This window comes from Kitasatospora sp. NPDC002040, from assembly GCF_040296785.1.
Lineage (GTDB): Bacteria > Actinomycetota > Actinomycetes > Streptomycetales > Streptomycetaceae > Kitasatospora.
In genome coordinates this window covers 93,021-110,118 of record NZ_JBEOXV010000018.1, presented here as the reverse complement: position 1 = coordinate 110,118, position 17,098 = coordinate 93,021, and the positions used below count along the sequence as shown (strand labels likewise).

Annotated in this window: 11 protein-coding genes and 2 tRNA genes; 5 read left to right on the top strand and 8 right to left on the bottom strand. The window is 73.2% G+C overall.

Annotation, left to right across the window (positions count from 1 at the left end):
• Positions 1 to 8: 8 nt before the first annotated feature.
• Complete coding sequence (locus ABT118_RS28295; protein WP_350674954.1) at positions 9 to 827, bottom strand: fumarylacetoacetate hydrolase family protein; 819 nt, start codon at positions 825 to 827, stop codon at positions 9 to 11.
• A gap of 123 nt (positions 828 to 950) precedes the next feature.
• On the opposite strand from ABT118_RS28295, the gene ABT118_RS28290 reads away from it, so the two are divergent.
• The 4 genes from ABT118_RS28290 (at position 951) to ABT118_RS28275 (ending at position 10,096) form a co-directional block, all read left to right on the top strand.
• On the top strand, positions 951 to 1,385 hold the full coding sequence (locus ABT118_RS28290; RefSeq protein WP_350674953.1) for a RidA family protein: 435 nt from the start codon (positions 951 to 953) through the stop codon (positions 1,383 to 1,385).
• Between the two features lie 87 nt (positions 1,386 to 1,472).
• Entirely contained in the window at positions 1,473 to 3,104 is a 1,632-nt protein-coding gene (locus ABT118_RS28285; protein WP_350674951.1) for an amidohydrolase, read from the top strand.
• 144 nt (positions 3,105 to 3,248) lie between these two features.
• Positions 3,249 to 4,661 (top strand): lipase/acyltransferase domain-containing protein, encoded by a 1,413-nt coding sequence (locus ABT118_RS28280; protein ID WP_350674949.1) that lies wholly within the window; start codon positions 3,249 to 3,251, stop codon positions 4,659 to 4,661.
• Complete coding sequence (locus ABT118_RS28275; protein WP_350674947.1) at positions 4,658 to 10,096, top strand: tetratricopeptide repeat protein; 5,439 nt, start codon at positions 4,658 to 4,660, stop codon at positions 10,094 to 10,096. Before ABT118_RS28280 ends, ABT118_RS28275 begins: the two co-directional genes overlap by 4 nt.
• Here the strand turns inward: ABT118_RS28275 and ABT118_RS28270 are convergent.
• The 7 genes from ABT118_RS28270 to ABT118_RS28240 form a co-directional block, all read right to left on the bottom strand.
• The gene (locus ABT118_RS28270; protein WP_350674945.1) at positions 10,086 to 10,778 is read right to left on the bottom strand and encodes a response regulator transcription factor; all 693 of its coding nucleotides are present in this window, start codon (positions 10,776 to 10,778) and stop codon (positions 10,086 to 10,088) included. The two genes, ABT118_RS28275 and ABT118_RS28270, sit on opposite strands and share 11 nt — an antisense overlap.
• On the bottom strand, positions 10,775 to 12,004 hold the full coding sequence (locus ABT118_RS28265) for a sensor histidine kinase (protein ID WP_350674943.1): 1,230 nt from the start codon (positions 12,002 to 12,004) through the stop codon (positions 10,775 to 10,777). Before ABT118_RS28265 ends, ABT118_RS28270 begins: the two co-directional genes overlap by 4 nt.
• A 227-nt stretch (positions 12,005 to 12,231) precedes the next feature.
• Positions 12,232 to 12,822, bottom strand: a complete 591-nt coding sequence (locus ABT118_RS28260; RefSeq protein WP_350674940.1) for an RDD family protein — start codon at positions 12,820 to 12,822, stop codon at positions 12,232 to 12,234.
• A gap of 392 nt (positions 12,823 to 13,214) precedes the next feature.
• Positions 13,215 to 13,338 (bottom strand) — tRNA-OTHER (locus ABT118_RS28255).
• Between the two features lie 279 nt (positions 13,339 to 13,617).
• Complete coding sequence (locus ABT118_RS28250; protein WP_350674986.1) at positions 13,618 to 14,244, bottom strand: damage-control phosphatase ARMT1 family protein; 627 nt, start codon at positions 14,242 to 14,244, stop codon at positions 13,618 to 13,620.
• Positions 14,130 to 14,777, bottom strand: coding sequence for an ARMT1-like domain-containing protein (locus ABT118_RS28245; RefSeq protein WP_350674937.1), 648 nt, complete (start codon positions 14,775 to 14,777; stop codon positions 14,130 to 14,132). Before ABT118_RS28245 ends, ABT118_RS28250 begins: the two co-directional genes overlap by 115 nt.
• A gap of 1,195 nt (positions 14,778 to 15,972) precedes the next feature.
• A tRNA-Leu gene (locus ABT118_RS28240) sits at positions 15,973 to 16,060 on the bottom strand.
• 178 nt (positions 16,061 to 16,238) lie between these two features.
• Here ABT118_RS28240 and ABT118_RS28235 point away from each other — a divergent pair.
• Complete coding sequence (locus ABT118_RS28235) at positions 16,239 to 16,943, top strand: HdeD family acid-resistance protein (protein ID WP_502884705.1); 705 nt, start codon at positions 16,239 to 16,241, stop codon at positions 16,941 to 16,943.
• The last annotated feature ends 155 nt before the right edge of the window (positions 16,944 to 17,098 follow it).

The window sequence follows — 17,098 nt, the reverse complement described above, 5'->3', positions numbered from 1 at the left end:
ACGCGGCCTCAGGCGGTGAACCGCACGGTGTTGCGCAGCGTGCCGATGCCGGGGATCTCGGTCTCGACCACGTCGCCGTCGGCGAGGAAGCGCTGGGGCTCCCGGGCCGCCCCGATGCCGCCGGGCGTCCCGGTCAGCACCAGGTCGCCGGGGCGCAGCACGGTGAAGGTCGAGATGTACGCGAGCAGGTCGGCGGCGTCGAACACCAGCGTCCGGGTGCTGCCGCGCTGGACCTGCTCGCCGTTGACCCGGCAGATCACCTCCACGCCCTCGGCGGGGTCGAGTTCGTCCGGGGTCACGACCACCGGGCCGACGGGGGTGGAGGCGTCCCACGCCTTCCCCTGGAACCACTGCAGGGTGCGGTACTGCCAGTCGCGGACCGAGATGTCGTTCGCCACGGTGTACCCGGCGATCGCGGCCAGCGCGGTCGGGCGGTCGGCGCGACGGAGGGTCGCGCCCACCACCACGGCGAGCTCGGCCTCCCAGTCGACGTCGAGCCCCTTCGGCAGGACGAGGTCCGCCCCGGGGCCGGTGAGGGTGTCGGCGTACTTGGCGAAGAGCGTGGGACGGGTGGGCAGTTCGCGCCCGGTCTCACGGATGTGGTCGGCGTAGTTCAGGCCGCAGCAGATCACCTTGCGCGGCGCGGGCAGCGGCAGCACCGGAACGGCGCCGTCGATCACCGTACCGGCCTGCGCCCGCACGGCCGGTACGGGTGTCCCCGCCGCCAGCAGCGCCGACAGGTCGGCGGCGGGCAGCGCCCGCCAGACGTCCCCGTCGAGCACCGCGGCGCTGGTGCCGGCCGCATGGGCCACTGTTGCGAGGTGCATGAGCCTTGCTCCTCCTTCGTACCGCCCGGCGATCCGGTATTTCATTATTTCTGCGACCGTTACGCAACTGTCAATAGATGCTACGGTGACGGCGCCCAGGTTCCCGGCCCGCAGGAGCTCGCCATGGCAGCCGATCTGACGCCCGTTCCGGTCAACCCCCCGTCCCTGCCCGTGCCCAGCGGCTACTCGCACGGGACGCTCAGCGGCAACACGCTCCACCTGGGCGGCCAGACGGCGCTCGACCGGAACATGAAGATCGTGCCGGGCGGCATCGTCGAGCAGTTCCGGCAGGCCTTCGGCAACGTCCTCACCACGCTGGCTGCAGCGGGCGGCATCCCGCAGGACCTGGTCAGCGTGACGATCCACCTCACCGACATCGCCGACTACCAGGCGCACGGCCGGGAGATCGGCCGGGTCTGGCGCGAGCTGGCCGGCCCGGTCTACCCCGCGATGGCCGGCCTCGGCACCACGGGGCTGTGGCAGCCCGAGGCGATGATCGAGATCCTCGGCGTCGCGGTCATCCCGGACGAGCGCCTGATCCGGCCCGCGACGGCCTGACGCACCACCATCAGGGCCTTCGGTCGGTTGGCCTGACGTCCCGTCGGCCCGCAGCAGCACTGTCGGATCGAGCCGCTGGAGGCCGCCGTGCCCACGTCCACCCCGCCGCCCGCGGACCTGGTGCTGCGCGCAGGCCGCATCCACACCCTGGTCCCCGGCCAGGAGCCGCAGCGGGCGCTCGCCGTGCGCGGCGAGCGGGTGTTCGCGGTGTCGGCGGCGCCGGACGGGCTCGACCGGCTGGTCGGTCCCGCCACGACGCTGCTCGACCTGCCCGGCGCCACGGTGCTCCCGGCCTTCGACGACACCCACACCCACCTGATCGCGGCCGCCGACAGTGCCCACGACGTGGCCGTGGACGGCGCCCGCTCGCTGCCCGGGTTCCTCGACCTGATCCGGGCCCGGGCCGACTCGACGCCGCCGGGGGAGTGGATCCGCACCGCCGGGCACTGGCAGGAACTCAACCTCGCCGAACGCCGCTTCCCCACCGCGGCCGAGCTGGACACCGCGACCGGCCGCCACCCGGTGCTCGTCCTGCGCGGGGTGCACAACCAGGTCCTCAACAGCCAGGCGCTGCGCCGGTGCGGCATCGACGCCGACACCCCCGACCCGGTGGGTGGCCGGATCGCCCGGGACGCGGCCGGCCGGCCCACCGGACACCTGCGCGGCGGAATGGCGCTGATCCGGCCGCACCTGCCGGTACCCGATCCGGCGGCCCGGCTGGACGGCCTGCGGCTGGCCTCGCACGCCTACGCCGCGACCGGCATCGGCACCGTACGCGACACCAACTCCTCCCCGGCCGACCTGACCGCACTCGGCGAGCTCCGCCGGCGGGGCCAACTCGGCTGCCGGGTCAGGGTCCTGCTCGGCACCCTCGGCTTCAGCACGGTGCGGCAGGTCGAGGACCTGCTCGACGGCACGGAGGCGTGGCGGTACGCCGACGACCCCTGGCTGCGCGTCTGGGGCGTGAAGTTCTGGCTGGACGGCGGGATCGAATCCGCCGCACTGGAAGCCCCGTACTGTCCGGCGCACTGCCCGACCCCCGGCTTCACCGGCCAACTCGCCTGGGAGCCGGCCGAGTTGCAGGCAGCCGTGGAGCAGGTGGTGCGGCGCGGCCGGCGGGTCGGCATCCACGCCTACGGCGACCGCGGCGTTCGCACCCTGCTCGACCTGTATGAGCGGGTGCAGCAGCGCATCCCCGGTCTCCCGTACGGGACCCTGGTGATGGAGCACGGCGGGCTCGCGGACCACGAACAGCGCGTCCGGGCCGCGCACCTGGGCATCCCGGTGACCATCCAGCAGCCGCTGCTGCACGACGTCGCCGCGATCCAGACCGAGTACTGGGGGCGGGAGCGGGTGGCCGCACTGTTCCCCGCCCGGGCGTGGCTGGACGCCGGCGCCGACGTCTCGGCCGGCTCGGACTACCCCGTCGGCGCCTACGGCGCCGCGCACTCGCTGTACGGCCTGACCACCCGGGCGACGGTCGACGGGGTCCTCGGCCCCGAACACGCCGTCTCCCGGGCCGAGGCGGTCCAACTGCACACCGTCGCCGCCGCCCGCCTGACCGGCGAGACCCGCCTGCGCGGACAGCTCACCCCCGGCCGCCTCGCCGACCTGACGATCTGGCCGGACGACCCCACCACCGTCCCCGACCACACCCTCGACGCCCTCCGCCCCACCCACACCCTGCTCGGCGGCTCCCTCGTCCACGGCCCGGCCTGACCCGAACAGCGCCGGGGGCAGTCTGCCCTGCGTGACCCTCCCGCCACTCCCCGCGTTCGGAGGCAGGTAGGGTAGGGGAGTTGACGCATCGACAGCTGGGTGACGACGGCCGCCCCCGCAGGTCGGGTGCGCGGGGCGGGAGACATGGGACCACGGCTGCGGCACCTGATCGTGGTGCTGCCCGGAATCGGCGGCAGCGTCCTGCGGACACCGGGCGGTGCGGCCCGGTGGGACGGCCACCGGCGGCAACTGGCCGCCGCCGCGCTGCACCCCGCCCGGCTGGGCCTGGACGAGCACCCGGAGCTGACACCGGTCGGCCTGCTGCCGGACATCCGGCTGGCCGGACCGTTCGTCCTGCCCGGGTACGACCGCCTGGTCCGCCGGATCGAGCGGACCTTCCACCAGGTGCGGGTCGACACCGCCGGGACGGGCCGCCCCGACCCCCGGGCCGACCTGCTGCTCTTCCCCTACGACTTCCGGCTGGGCACCGAGGCCGCCGCCGAGCGACTCGCCGCCGAACTGGCGCCCCGGCTGGCCGGTCTGACCACCGCAGGACGCCGCCGCCGGGTCGTGGTGGTGGCGCACTCGATGGGCGGCCTGGTCGCCCGCCACTGGCTCGGCCCGCTCGGCGGCGCCCCGGACTGCGCGGCACTGATCACCCTCGGCACACCGCACCGGGGCGCACCGAAGGCGCTGGACCTGCTGGTGAACGGCGTCCGGATCGGCCCGGCCCGGTTCGACGCGGTGACCGGGGTGCTGCGCGGCTGGCCCTCGGTGTACGAGCTGCTGCCCCGCTACCCCGCCGTCGGTGCGCCCGAGGGCGGGGCCCGCTACCCGTACCAGCTCACCGACGGCGTGCCGGCGGACTTCCCGGCCCGGGCCAAGGCGGCCTTCGGTGTCCACGCCGAGATCGAACGGGCCTGGACCGAGCTGGCCGGACGGCCCGAACTGCCCGATCTGGTCCCGGTGTTCGGGCGAGGCCACGCCACCCCGCAGCGCGCCGTACCGACCCCGGCCGGGCTGTTGGTGACCAAGGACGCGGCCGAGTGGCTGCCGAACGGGCACTGGCACGGCGACGGCACCGTACCGGCGATCTCGGCCGTCCCGCCCGACCTGGGGGAGCAGCCCTCGCGCTGGCGCGCCACCCCTGACCGGCACCTCGAACTGCCGTCCTCCGCAACGGTGCCGGACCTGCTCCTGAACTACGCGGCGGACTCGCTCCAGGCCGTCCGCGGCGACACCCCGGACCGGCCCTGGCTGGGCCTCGACCTCGACGAGGCGGTGCTCGCGGGCACCCCGACCCCGGTCACGGTCACCCTGCACGGCGCCGCCGCCGACGAACGCACCGCGCTCCGGATCAGGGCCCGCGCCGAGGACGGCAGCGGCGGCACGGACTGGATCGACTGCGCCCGGACCGGGGACACGGCCTGGCGGGCGTCCGTCCCGCCGCTGCCGCCCGGCGCGCACCGGGTGGTGGCGGAGGCGGTCGGGGTGCCGGGAGCGGACCGGCTGCGCTGCGCCGACGTCCTCGGCGCGGTCCGGGCGGAGGCGCCGTGACCGGCGGCCGGCCCCGGTGGAACCGGGCCCACAGCCCCGCAGGGCTGCTCCAGTACGTCCGACTCGGCCTGGCCGGGCGGCTGTTGGAGCGGCCGCTGCCCGTACCCTCGGACGGTCCGCCGATGGAGCGGGCCCGGCAGGTCTACCAGGCCTTCGCGGCGGCGGGGATCCACTACGTCGGGGAGCCGCCCGGCAGCGAGCCGGGCCGGCAGCAGATCCGGCCCCCCGACCAGGTCCTGCTCCGCCCCCGGCACGCCACCTGCCTCGACCTCGCGGTGACCTACGCCGGGGCCTGCCTGGACGCCGGACTGCACCCGATCGTCGTCCTGCTGGACGGTGAGCGCCCCGAACAGAGCGCACACGCCCTGGTGGTGGTCTGGCTGGGCGGTGACTGGGACGGGGCGGAGGCCCACGACTACCCGCTGCTCGACGGCGAGGGCAACGGCGTGCTCCACCCGGCGCCGCCCGCGGAGCTGCTCGACGACCTGCGCGAGGCGGTCGACCGGCCCGGCGCCTTCCTGGCCGTCGAGGTGACCGGTGCCGCCTCCGCCCCCGACGGCGCGGACCCGGCCCGCCGCACCGTACTGAGCTGGGATCAGGCGGTCGCCACCGGCGCGCAGTTGCTCCGGACCGGGGCGGACCGCTGGTCGGCGGGCATCGACGTGGGCATCGGCCAGCGCCAGGCGGACCCGTTCCCGCTGCCGGACCACCCGCCCGCCGAGGTGCTCGCGCCGCCGTACCTGCCGCTGCCCGCCGGCAGCGGGCCGCTGCGGCAGCTGTCCGCCCGGCACGACGTGGTCGCCTTCCACCCGCGCGACGAACTCGACCTGCTGCTCGACTGGTGCCAGGAACCCGACACCGGGGCCGACGGGGCGGGTCCGACCAGGATCGCCCTGCTGCACGGCGTCGGAGGCGCCGGAAAGACCCGGCTGGCCGCCGAGACGGCGCGTCGGCTCGCCGCCCTCGGCTGGTGCACCGGCTTCCTGCTGCGCGCCTCCGACCCGCAGGACCTGGCCTGGCTCGGCCGTGTCGTCTCGCCCCTGCTGGTGGTCGTCGACTACGCGGAGGAGGCGAGGGCGGAGGAGGTGATCCGGCTGCTCCGCGCCGTTCGGGAGCGGCGCGGCCCCACCTGTCTGCTGCTCACCGCCCGCTCCGTCAGCGGCTGGTGGCACGACGAGATCGCCGACGCCCTGGCCAAGGAGGCGCATCCGCACGTCCTGCGCGACCTCCCGCTGACGGCACGTCACCCCCGGGCCGCCGGGGTGTACCGGGCCGCGCTCCGGTCGTTCGGCACCCATGCCACCGCATCCGGGGCGGGGGCGGGGACGGGGGCGGGTGCGCCGGACTGGGAACCCGAGGCGTACCGCTGGACCACCCTCGACCTGGTGATGCTCGCCTGGCTCGCGGCGCAGGGCGAGCCCGCCCGGCCGGAGTCCGAGCAGGACCTGTACGCCGAGATCCTCCGGCACGAACTCGCGTACTGGAAAAGGGCCTACCGGACCCAGATCGGCGGCAAGCCCCCGGAGGCCCTGCTGCGCGCGGCCGGCGCCTGCGTCAGCCTGCTCGGCCCCGGACCGGCCCGGCTCCAGGCCGTGCTGGGCGCGGTCGGGCCGCTGGCCGAGGACGCCCGTTGGCGGACCCAGATCGCCGACCTGCTGGCGGAGTTGCTGCCCCCGGCCGCCGAGGACGGCTCGCTCGCCATCCGCCCCGACCCGGTCGGCGCCCACCTGCTGTCCGAGGTGTTCGGCGCCGACGAGGACCTGCTCCGCCGGAGCTTCGCCGGTGCGGACGAGGAGGAGCGGCTCAACGGCTGCACCGCACTGTCCCGGATCGGCGGCCTGCCGGGTGCCGAACTCGGCCGCCGCCTGGCCGAGTCGGCGCTGCGGGCGGTGCCGGAGCTCTGGCGGCCCGCCCTGGCGGTGGCGAGCACGCGCGGCGGCCCGTTCGTGGCCGCGCTGGAGACCCTGGCGGCGGAGGAGGACACGCCACTGCCGCTGGAGGTCCTGCGGGAGATCCTGTCCGCCGGGTACGTGACCACGCGGCAGCTTGCACTGATCGTGACCACCAGGCTGGCCCCGGCGGGCCGGGCCGAGGGCGCGGACGAGGAGGCGTGGGCCGGGTGGCTGGTCGAGTACTCGCTCCGCCAGGGCGAGGCGGGCGACCGCCGGGGTGCGCTCGCCTCGGTGGAGGAGGCGGTCGCGATCCGGCGCCGACTGGCGGTGGAGGAGCCGACCGAGCAGCGCCGCTTCCAGCTCGCCGTGGCCCTCGACCGCCTGGGAGTGACCCAGGCCGAGGCCGGCCGCCGGGAGGCCGCCGTGGTCTCGGGGCGGCGGGCGGTGGCCCTGGTCCGCCGCCTGTCGGCCGAGGGGGGTACCGACCTCGCGGCGGCACTGGCCGAGGCCCTGCACAACCTGTCGGTCCATCAGCGGGGCATCGGCGAACGGGACCTCGCACTCCGTACCAGTGCGGAGGCGGTCCGCCGCTGGCGGGCGGTCGGCGGTACCGAGGCCGTTGCGGCGCTCGCCCGGGCCCTGCACGGGCTCTCGATCTGCCAGACCGAGGCGGGCGAGCTGCAGCAGGCCGTCCATACGGCGCTTGAGGCGGTGGAGTTGGACCGCCGGCTGGCGGAGGAGGACCCGGCTGCTCATCTTCCCGGCCTGGCGAACGCGCTCAACGGCCTGTCCAACCAGCTGTCGGCAGCCGGGGAGCCGCGCCGGGCCCTGGCGGCCATCGCCGAGGCCACCGAGATCCGGCGCATGCTGGTCCGGCTGGACCCGGACGCCCATCTCGAGGACCTGGCGGGCGCCATGGTCAACCTGTCGGTGCAGCGCTACGCCAACGGGGACCGCACCGGCGCGGCGGCCACCTCGCGCGCTGCGGTGGAGTTGCTGCGCGGGCTGGCCGATCGGGACGCCGAAGTGTTCCGCCCGGCTCTGGGCGTGGCCCTGCAGAACCTGGGATACCAACTCGCGGCCGTCGGCGACGCGGAGGGGGCGCTCGCGGCGGCCGAGGAGAGCGTCGCCCTCCACCGGGAGCTGGTGCCGCACGCCCCGCAGCTGTTCCTGCCGCAGCTCGCCGCCGTGCTCTCGAACCGCTCCGTGGTCCAGCAGGAGACCGGTGACGCCGCCGGAGCGCTGGCCTCGGCGGAGGAGGCCGTCGCGCTCTACCGGCAGTTGGCCTCGGGTCATCCGGAGGTCTTCCGGCCCCTGCTGGCCAGGACGCTGGCCAATCTCGCGGTCCAGCGGGCGCGCAGTGGTGACCGCAGCGGCGCCCATACCCTCGGGCAGGAGGCGGTCGACCTCTTCACCGGCCTGGCCGAGGAGGATCCGGGATCGTTCCGGGCCGCACTGGCAGGTGCGCTGACCAACCTGTCGCACCATCAACGCGATCTCGGTGACCGGCGGGCAGCGCTCGACTCGGCCCGGCAGGCGGTCGCCCTCCGCCGGGCGCTCGCCCGGATCGATCCGGCCCACGTACCGGAGTTGGCCGGATCGCTCAGCACGCTGGCGGCGAGCCTGACCGAGCTGGGAGACCTCCGGGGTGCACTTGCCACGGAGGAGGAGGCGGCCGGCCTCCAGTGGCAGCTGGTGGCGCTCGACCGGGGCGGCCACCTGGCCGGACTCGCCAGGGTGCTGCACAACCTCTCGCTGTCCCAACTGCGGTTCGGTGACCGGTCGGCGGGACTTCAGTCGGCCCGGGACGCCGTCGAGCTCCAGCGCGAGGTGACCCGGACCAATCCCGGTGGCGGCCGGGAGGGTCTGGCCAAGTTGCTGAACACCCTCTCGATCCAGCAGCGCGAGGCCGGCGAGCTGATGGGCGCGCTGGCCTCGTCGCTGGAGGCCGTCGACCTCCAGGAGCAGCTCGCGGGGGTCAACCCCGCCGCCTTTCTGCCGGAGTTGGCGGGGATGCTCGGCGCTCTCGCGAACAACCAGTCCGCCGTTGGCGAGCTCGCCGCCGCGCTCGACTCCTCGCGCCGCTCGGTCGCGGTCCGCGAGACCCTGGCGGCGGCCGAGCCGGCGGCCTTCCTGCCCGACCTGGCAGCGTCGCTCGGGACCCTGTCGGTCCATCAGGTCGGGAGCGGCGACGGCGCGGGCGCGCTGGTGTCCGCGACCCGGGCCGTTGAAATCCGGCGGGTCCTGGCGGAGGCCGAACCGGCAGCCTTCCGGCCCGGCCTGGCCCGGTCGTTGCACAACCTGGCCGTGGTTCGGGCGGGGACCGGCGGTTCGGCCGAGGCCACCGCCCCGGCGGAGGAGGCGGTACGGATCGCCCGGGACCTGGTGCTGGCCGACGTGGAGCCGTACCTGCCCGCGCTCAGGCTGTACTCCCAGCTCCTGCTGCTCCAGCAGGCCGCCCAGGAAGGCCTGCCGGAAGCCGTACGCCGGTCCGACGCGGTGCTGCTCGGACTCCCCGCCGACGTCCGGGCCCAACTCCTTACCGACCGGGCCGCGTTGCGCGCCAGGCGCGGAGACGGGCCCGGCGCGCTGGCCGACCTGGCCGAAGCCGCCCGCCGGATCGACGAAGGCGGGCAGCCGGTCCGGGCCGGCGAAGTCCGGGGCGCCGTACGCGAGCTCCTGGCCGGACTGCGCGAGGAGCTGACGGACCCACAGTTCCGGTGGCCCCGGTTCCCCGCCTGGGCAGAGCTGGCCACGGACGCCGGTGCCCGCGAATTCATCGACCGCTGGCGGACGGAGGAGTCCTGGGAGCAGCGCTCCGACCTCGTCGCGGCGGCTGCCGACCGGCTGCTCGACCCGGCCTGGCGCGACACCCTCGCGGTGGCCCGGGCGATCCATCCCGAGGAGGAGTGCCTCGACGGGATCGCGGACCTGCTCGACCTGGTGGCCGAGCTCGGTGTCGGGGCTGCGGTGCAACAGCTCCGGACGGAACACGAGTTGGTCGACCTGCTGTGCCGGTGGCTCGTCCTCGACACCTGGCGGGAGGGCCACCAGTACCTGCTGTCCCACCCCGAACTGCGGACCGACCCGCTGGCCAGGGAACTGCTCGAAGGGCTTCCCGACGACCCTGCGGCCCGCCTGCACCTCGCCGTCCTGCGCCTGGCGGACCACGTCGACCCGGCCGAGGTCTACGACGCGGCGGTCGACCCCGCCGCCGCTGCGGACCTCGGTGTCACCCTGCTCGAACAGGGTCGGGTCGCTGCGCTGGCCGACCTGTTCCTGCTCGCCCCGATGCTGCACGAGCAGCCCTTCACCGGCGGTTTCCTGGGTGCGGTCCACGCGCTCCTGACGCCCGCCGGAGCGGACCGGGCGGCCGGGCTGATGCGGACGGCGGCGGCTCAGGCCACCGAGGTCCAGCGCGGCGCCGGCACCGTCCGGCTCCGCAGGCTTGCCGACCGGTGTCCCGAACTCGGGCCCGCCCTGGTGGAGTTGGGCACGATCCTGGCAGCCGGTGGCCGCCCTGCAACGCCGGTCAGTCGGTGAACCCCGGTACCACCAGGCCGGATTCGTACGCGATCACCACCGCGTGGGTCCGGTTCTGGGCGCCGAGCTTGGTGAGGACGTTCCCGACGTGGGTCTTCACCGTCTCCAGGCTCACCGCGAGGGACTCGGCGATCTCCGGGTTGGACAGGCCGGTGGCCATCGACCGCAGCACCTGCTCCTCCCGCCCCGTCAGCGCCGCCCGGGGAAACGCCTCGGCGGAGCTGAGCGGGCGGGCGGTGACCATCCGGCGCAGCGCGCTCGGGAACAGCACCGCCTCCCCGGCCGCCACCACCCGCACCGCCTCCGCGATCTCCCGGACCGGCCGCCGCTTGAGCACGAACCCGCTGGCGCCCGCGCTGAGCGCGGCGGTGACGTAGCCGTCGTTCTCGAAGGTGGTGATCATCACGACCTTCGACGGCTCCGCCGAATCGGCCAGCAGCTGCCGGGTGGCCTCGATCCCGTTGAGGCGCGGCATCCGTACGTCCATCAGGACCACGTCCGGCCGCAGCTGCCGGGCCCGCTCGACCGCCTCGACACCGTCGCCGGCCTCGCCGACGACCGTGAGGCCCGGCTGCGTGGCGAGCAGGGTGCGCAGGCCGCTGCGGGTCACCTCGTCGTCGTCCGCGATCACGAGCGTGACGGGGGTGACGGCGCTGGCACCGTCCGGGTCGGGCCGAATCATGCGGACAACCGTACCGGCAGCCGGACCGCCAGCCGCCAGTGCTGCGCACCGTCCGGGCCGGCCTCGAACTCACCGTGCAACAGCCGTACCCGCTCGGCCAGTCCGGGCAGGCCGTGCCCGGAGGAGGGGAAGGCCCGCGCGCCCGGGTCCGTCCCGGTCCGGGTCAGGTTGACCACGTCGAGCTCCAGTCCGTCCGGCGCGACCGCGACCCGGAGCGCGATCGGGCCGCCGGCCCCGTGCCGCAGTGCGTTGGTCAGGCCCTCCTGGAGGATCCGGTACGCCGCCCGCGAGAGGGTTCCCTGTACCTGCGTCAGATCGCCCGAGAGCTCGGGCTGCACCACTGCCCCCGCGTGCCGCAGCCGGTCGAGCAGCTCGGGCAGATCGCCCAGGGTGCGGGTCGGCGCCGTGCCGGGCTGCTCCTCGCGGAGTACGCCCAGCACGTAGTCCAGGTCCTCCAGGGCGGCCCGGGTCGACTCCTCGATGCTGCGCAGTGCAGCCCGCGCCGCCGCCGGGTCGGCGGAGAGCACCTCACCCGCCACCGCGGCCTGGACGGTGGCCGCCGTCAGGGTGTGTCCGATCGAGTCGTGCAACTCGTGTGCCAGCCGGTTGCGTTCGGCCAGCAGCAGCTCCCGTTCGGCCGCCGATGCGAGCTGCTCGGCCGACGACGGGCCCAACAGCCTTGGCGCCAGCCAACGCAGAGCGCTTGTCACCCCTGCGCACACCGCCGCCGCCAACAGCAGACAGCTGACTGACAGCAGCCAGCTCCACGGACCCTTCGCCTCCATCGACCAGCCGAACACGTTCACCCTGGCCGTGCCGCCGAGCCAGGCGCCCGGCAGCGTAGTGGCGATGAGGAGCAGCAGGCCGGTCAGCAGCCCGCCGATCCACCCGAGCGTCACGTGCAGCAGCAGCCAGAGCGGAGTCCGCCACCGGTCGGCGCCGGGTCGGCGCCGCGCCGTCGGGTCGGGCAGCGGCACCCGCAGCAGCCTTCGGGCGGAGACGACCAGTACCCGCCGGGTGACACCGACAAGCCCGACCAGCCCGACCAGGACGGCCCAGACCAGCAGCATCAGAGCGACCTGAGCCCCCTCCGGTGCGGACTTCCAGGCGAGCGCCGGGATCAGGGCGAAGAACAGCAGCGGCACGCTCGCGAACGCGCCGAGATAGGCGAACAGCACACCTGTGTACGTGGAGCCGCGCAGCAGCGGCCGGAGTCCCGTGATCATGATCGCCAGTATGGTCGGGCAGCTCAGCGGCGTCCTCCCCCGATCGGGGGAGCACTTGTCTGCTGGACGAAGGCCGGCGAGCCCCGGTGGGTGCTCGGTCCGACTGGTAGCCCGGTCGATCATCATGCACCTGTGTGGTCGCTGCCGGAACGCCGAAGCCCGGTCGCTGTCGACAGGGAGTCGGGCGACCGGGCTTCGGCGTCCGGCGGGCCTCAACCCGCCAGCGCTCAGGACTCCTTGACCACCACGGTCTTGGCGGCCTTGTCGTGGAAGCACTGCTGCAGCGGCTTGTCCCAGAGCAGCGACAGCACGTTCACCAGGGAGAACAGGGAGCCGATGCAGTAGACCGCCTGCGGCAGGCCGTAGACCGCACTGCGGGTCCAGAGCTCGTTGTCGCCGGGACGGCCGCCGTGTGCGGCCGAGACCACCCGCAGCTTCATGACCTTCTTGCCGATGGACTGCTGATCCTGGGTGAGCATCATGGCCGCCTCGTAGCCGAAGACGACCACGGCGCCGATGACACCGCTGAGGATCGCGGACCCGATGGCGAACTGAACCAGGATCAGCGGGATCAGCAGGATGCCGAAGTCGATCAGGCGAGCCAGGAAACGGTCGCCGGGATTGGCCAGGACGCGGGTGCCGGGCGCCGCGGGTGAGCCGGGCGGGTTGGTCGCGCCGAGCCACGGCGGGATCTGACCGCCGCCCTGCGGGTAGCCGGACTGGGGAGGGTAGCCGTAGCCGGGCTGCTGTGGCGGGGGCTGCTTGCCGTAGGGGTCCTGCTCTGACGGGTTCCCGTTGCCGGGTGGTTGGTTAGTCATCGTCCCGCTCGTCTCTACGTGATGTGCTCCTACGTCTAGCGGGTCTGACAATCCTTTAGGAAGACCTTGAGGCCAACCGTTACGCGGTGGCGGAGGAATCGCGACTGTTTCACAGCTTGCCGGAGCGTCACCCTGATCCGGAGCCGCTCCGCCGGCCGGGCCTGTGGTCCCAATGGGCCGCATGAACCTGCGGTGCTGGGCCGGAAGAGTGCCCGGGCCAGCTGAGGTCCTCACCCTGCCGGTGGCGGGTATCGGTCCCGACAGCGCCGCCGCATTCACGACCTGAGGCACGGCCGGAGCAGCAACGATCCGAAAGCGGGAGAGAACCCGGTGGAGGTGTCGGCGGACCCACGTGCCAAGCCTCGTACCTGACTGACCAACCGGGTCGGATGCTGGACCGGCGGGATTCGAACCCGCGGGACGACTAGGAGAGATGGACCCTCTCTGGCGTCCAACCCCGCCATGAAGGGTTCCTCTGCATGACGGGGGCGCAATGGGCCGCTCTGCCACAGCCCAGCATCCTTCGGGAGTGCGCACTCCCGATGCGTTGATCATAGGGAGCGCCGCAGGATCAGCCCAGCTCATTCCGCAGCGGCGGGGGCTCTCTTCGCCGGCCTACTGATCACGGCGAGGCTGCAGGTCGTTCTTGTTGCTGCTCTGTTTGATGCTGAAGCTGACAGGCGAGGGTGCGTTGCCCCGGAGCCGGTCCGGGGCAGCCAGGAACGGCTGACGATGGGAGAACCGAGCGGCCCCGAGCTTCGTCGGGTAGGCCAACGTTGCGCGATTGTGCAGTGGTCAGAGGCGGACTTGGATGACGGCGTGACGTCCGCTGGTGCGCCAGGCCGGCTCCGTGCCGTCGAGTCGGGCCACCGTGGTGACGTCGATCCCGGTGACCACGTCCGACTTGAGTGTTCGTAGGGCGGTGACGGAGGTGGGGAAGTGGTCGGTGGTGGCCGTGAACGGAGTGGTCGGTGGCCAGAGTTGGTCGCCGACCAGGCGGCGGTAGTTGAGGTCGCCCTTGAGGATCGTCATCGTTGCGCCGCTGAGTTCGGCCCGTAGGTCGGCGGGGATGTCGTGGAACGGCAGTGGTGCGGAGAAGAACGGGTGCGTGCGGACGACGAATGCGCCGCTGGCCATGGCGTGGTGGAGACGTCGGCCGATCGCGTGGCCGTGGGCGGAGGGTGCTGCGCGCAGCCGCTCGAGCGTGGCCAGGACGTCGGTCATGGTGGCGTCGGAGACGTAGTAGGGCTGGGGCTTCACGTACAGGACAACCTGGCTTGCCGGCCCGCTGTCCAGGAGGTGGTCGATCAGGACCAGATCCGGCAGCAGTTCTCGGCCGGCGTTGTCCGCGATGACGCAGATCCGCCCGCCCCCGGCGCGCTCCAGCGCTGCCCAGAGCGAGGCACTGTCGTCAGCAAGCAGGTCGGAGGAGGACTGGCTGTCGGACGCGCGGTGAGCTGGAAGCTGAGGTCCGCTCGGTTCCCCCACAGTGCGGATGACAGCAGTGCCTGCGCCCGCTGATGCTGCGGCAGGTCGTCGAGCTTGCCCAGGGCGGTGAGTTCGTCGTCCACCGCTGCCCCCGCCAGCTCGGCGTCCTTGAACGGTGCGAACGGGTCGATCCCCCGCCACACTCCGGGCCCGAAGTATCCAGTGGCGTCGAGCAGACGGCGGTAGAAGTAACTCTCAGCCCAGAGAAAGGGTGCGTCTCCCCAGGGCCGGCCCCACAGATCGCGGCCCCACTCCTGCCACTGAGCGTGGTCGTGGGCGCTGACGGGCAGTGGTTGCAGCACACCGGCGGTGCTCTCCTCGAGCAGACGCTCGACCGCGACACGCGCTCCACGGCCGTACGGGCGTGCGTCGAGGACCTGCTGGACGAGCTTGGGATGACGTTCGTGGAACACGCCCCAGGCGAAGGATCCAGGGACGTCTGCGCGGATCACCGGTGCGGTCGGCACGTAGGAACTCGTCTCTCTCGCCATGGGTGGGCTGACGTGGCGTCAGTGGCTGCGCCTGCTGAGCCTACGAGACCGACAGCTGCAGCGACGCCGGGCCGGCCGGGCTGCCGACCAGGACGTGTCCGGTCGCAGTGTTGGCCGCTGCGCAGTGCAGGGTTGCGTCCACCCGGACCTCTGCGGCCTGGCACTGCCGGTCGAGTGACCAGCTCCGGGCCTTACCGTCGGCTGCCGCCGAGACCAGGTGATCAGGGTCGTCGGCGAACGCGACCGTGAGCGCCCAGCCGGCGTGAACCGTGAGGTGCGCAACGTACTGCTCGGCCTGAAGGTCCCGGATGTGCAGTTCACTGGTGCCCGATCCGATAACGGGCGAGTCCCGGTGGCGTCGAGAGCCATGCCCCCGAGGCGTCCAGTGCGATCGGCCCGGCAGCTGTCCCTGCCGTGCTACCAGGCGATGACCAGTGCGGATATGCAGCGCGTCATCGACGCCGTGTACACCATCCGGACCTGACCCGGCAGCCCGGTCGGTTGTCAGAAGACCGGCGGCCGGCCGAGCTTCGCCATCTGCACGTGCGGGCCGCCTCCCGGCCCACCAGGTCATGGACCGGCCGACGCTGGCCTGGATCGCCCGGCCCGCCGGGTCGGGTGTCGGGGCCACCCTGCCACACCGCCCGAGGCTCCTGGTGCCCGAAGTCTCCTGGTTCGCCCGCATGGAGACGGCCGCCTCTATCCACGGTGTCCTGCACGGCGCCCGCACCGCAGTCCTGGTCCAGTTCCTCGCCCACCAGCACGGCCTCGAACCCATCCGATTCCTCGGTTTGGCAGCCACAGTGGCCTGCCACGACTGCCGTCGGCACCACGAAGGCCTCGGTCCGTTGGCGGACCGTGTGCGTCAGGCTCGGCCTGCCGGAGGGCTTCCGTCTCCACGATCTGCGGTACAGCCGGATCAGCAACGATCTCGAAGCGGCAGAGAACCCAGTGGAGGTGTCGGCGAACGCACGGCACCACTCACCCGGCTGCACGATGACGAAGTACGGCCACCGCAGTATGGCCGAGCCGTGAAGTTGGCCGCCGGCAGTGCCCGGCGGATGGGGCTGTCTTCCCTGGCCTGACAAGGGAATCACTCGGCTGTTGGTCACGTGGTTGGTCACGCCACAGCCGGGAAAGCAAAAAACCCCACGTGAAGTGGGGTCTTAGCTGGTGTCCGAGGGGGGACTTGAACCCCCACGCCCGATAAAGGGCACTAGCACCTCAAGCTAGCGCGTCTGCCATTCCGCCACCCGGACAGGGTGTGTGCCTCGGGGCTTTTCTTGCTGTTCCCCTTGGCGACAGAGAGAACACTACCAGGCCGTGGGAGTGCTTCTCACCTGCGTTTCTTCCGCCTGGGAGGCGGCTGTGGGGGTGCGGGGCGGGGGAGGGGGACAGATGATCACAGAACGGGCAGGTCGGTGATCGGAGGCTGCGGTGAAGCACGGTGGAGCACGGGACGGAACGCAGGGCGGGGCCGGCGCGGAGCGGGGGCTGGTACGGGGATTCGGGGTGCTGGTGGTGCTGGGGGTAGTGCTGGTGGGGGCGGCGGTGTTCGGGCTGCTGTACACGGCGTTCGCGACGCTGACGGGGGTGTTGCTGTTCGGGTGGCTGCTGCTGATCGGCGGGGTGGCGGGGCTGGTGCACGCGGTGCTGGCGCGGCGGGCGAACTACTTCTGGCTGGGGGCGGCGGTCGGGGCGCTGAACATTGCGGCGGGGGTGGTGATGATCTGCCGGCCGGGGGCCGCGGCGGAGGGGCTGACGCTGTTCGCGGCGCTGCTGTTCCTGAGTGCGGGGGCGTTCCGGCTGGTGGGTGGCCTGGCGGTACGGGGGCCGCAGTTCGGGTGGACGCTGCTGCTGGGGGTGCTCGATCTGATCATCGGCATCCTGGTGCTGGCGCAGTGGCCCAGCGACTCGCTGTACACGTTGGGGTTGTTCTTCTCACTGGCACTGCTCTTCGACGGGCTGGGGCTGATCAGCATCGGGGTCGGGGCGCGGCGGGTGATCGGGATGGTGGGTGAGGCGAGGAAGGTCGACGAGGAGGAGCGGGGGCAGCGGGAGGAGCAGAAGGAACAGCAGCAGGAACAGGCGGACGTGGAGCCGGCGCCTCCGGTAGATGTGGAGAAGCCGTCGGCGCCGTGAATGTTCCGTCGGCCACCGGCCTCAAGATGCATCGAAGTGTTCAGACTCGGTCGCAAGGCGGTCGGGACACGCCACGCCGCGCCAAGTTGCAGTCGCTGACCCGCTGCTGACTGTCGTTCTCCTAGCCTCGGTGGACCAGTGCGAAGGGCGGTTTG

What these genes read in the sequence shown, in the direction of transcription:
- ABT118_RS28280 (WP_350674949.1), top strand. Translation starts at nt 3,249, where the DNA reads ATGGGACCACGGCTGCGGCACCTGATCGTGGTGCTGCCCGGAATCGGC.
- ABT118_RS28270 (WP_350674945.1), bottom strand. Translation starts at nt 10,778, where the DNA reads ATGATTCGGCCCGACCCGGACGGTGCCAGCGCCGTCACCCCCGTCACG.
- ABT118_RS28295 (WP_350674954.1), bottom strand. Translation starts at nt 827, where the DNA reads ATGCACCTCGCAACAGTGGCCCATGCGGCCGGCACCAGCGCCGCGGTG.
- ABT118_RS28265 (WP_350674943.1), bottom strand. Translation starts at nt 12,004, where the DNA reads ATGATCACGGGACTCCGGCCGCTGCTGCGCGGCTCCACGTACACAGGT.
- ABT118_RS28260 (WP_350674940.1), bottom strand. Translation starts at nt 12,822, where the DNA reads ATGACTAACCAACCACCCGGCAACGGGAACCCGTCAGAGCAGGACCCC.
- ABT118_RS28290 (WP_350674953.1), top strand. Translation starts at nt 951, where the DNA reads ATGGCAGCCGATCTGACGCCCGTTCCGGTCAACCCCCCGTCCCTGCCC.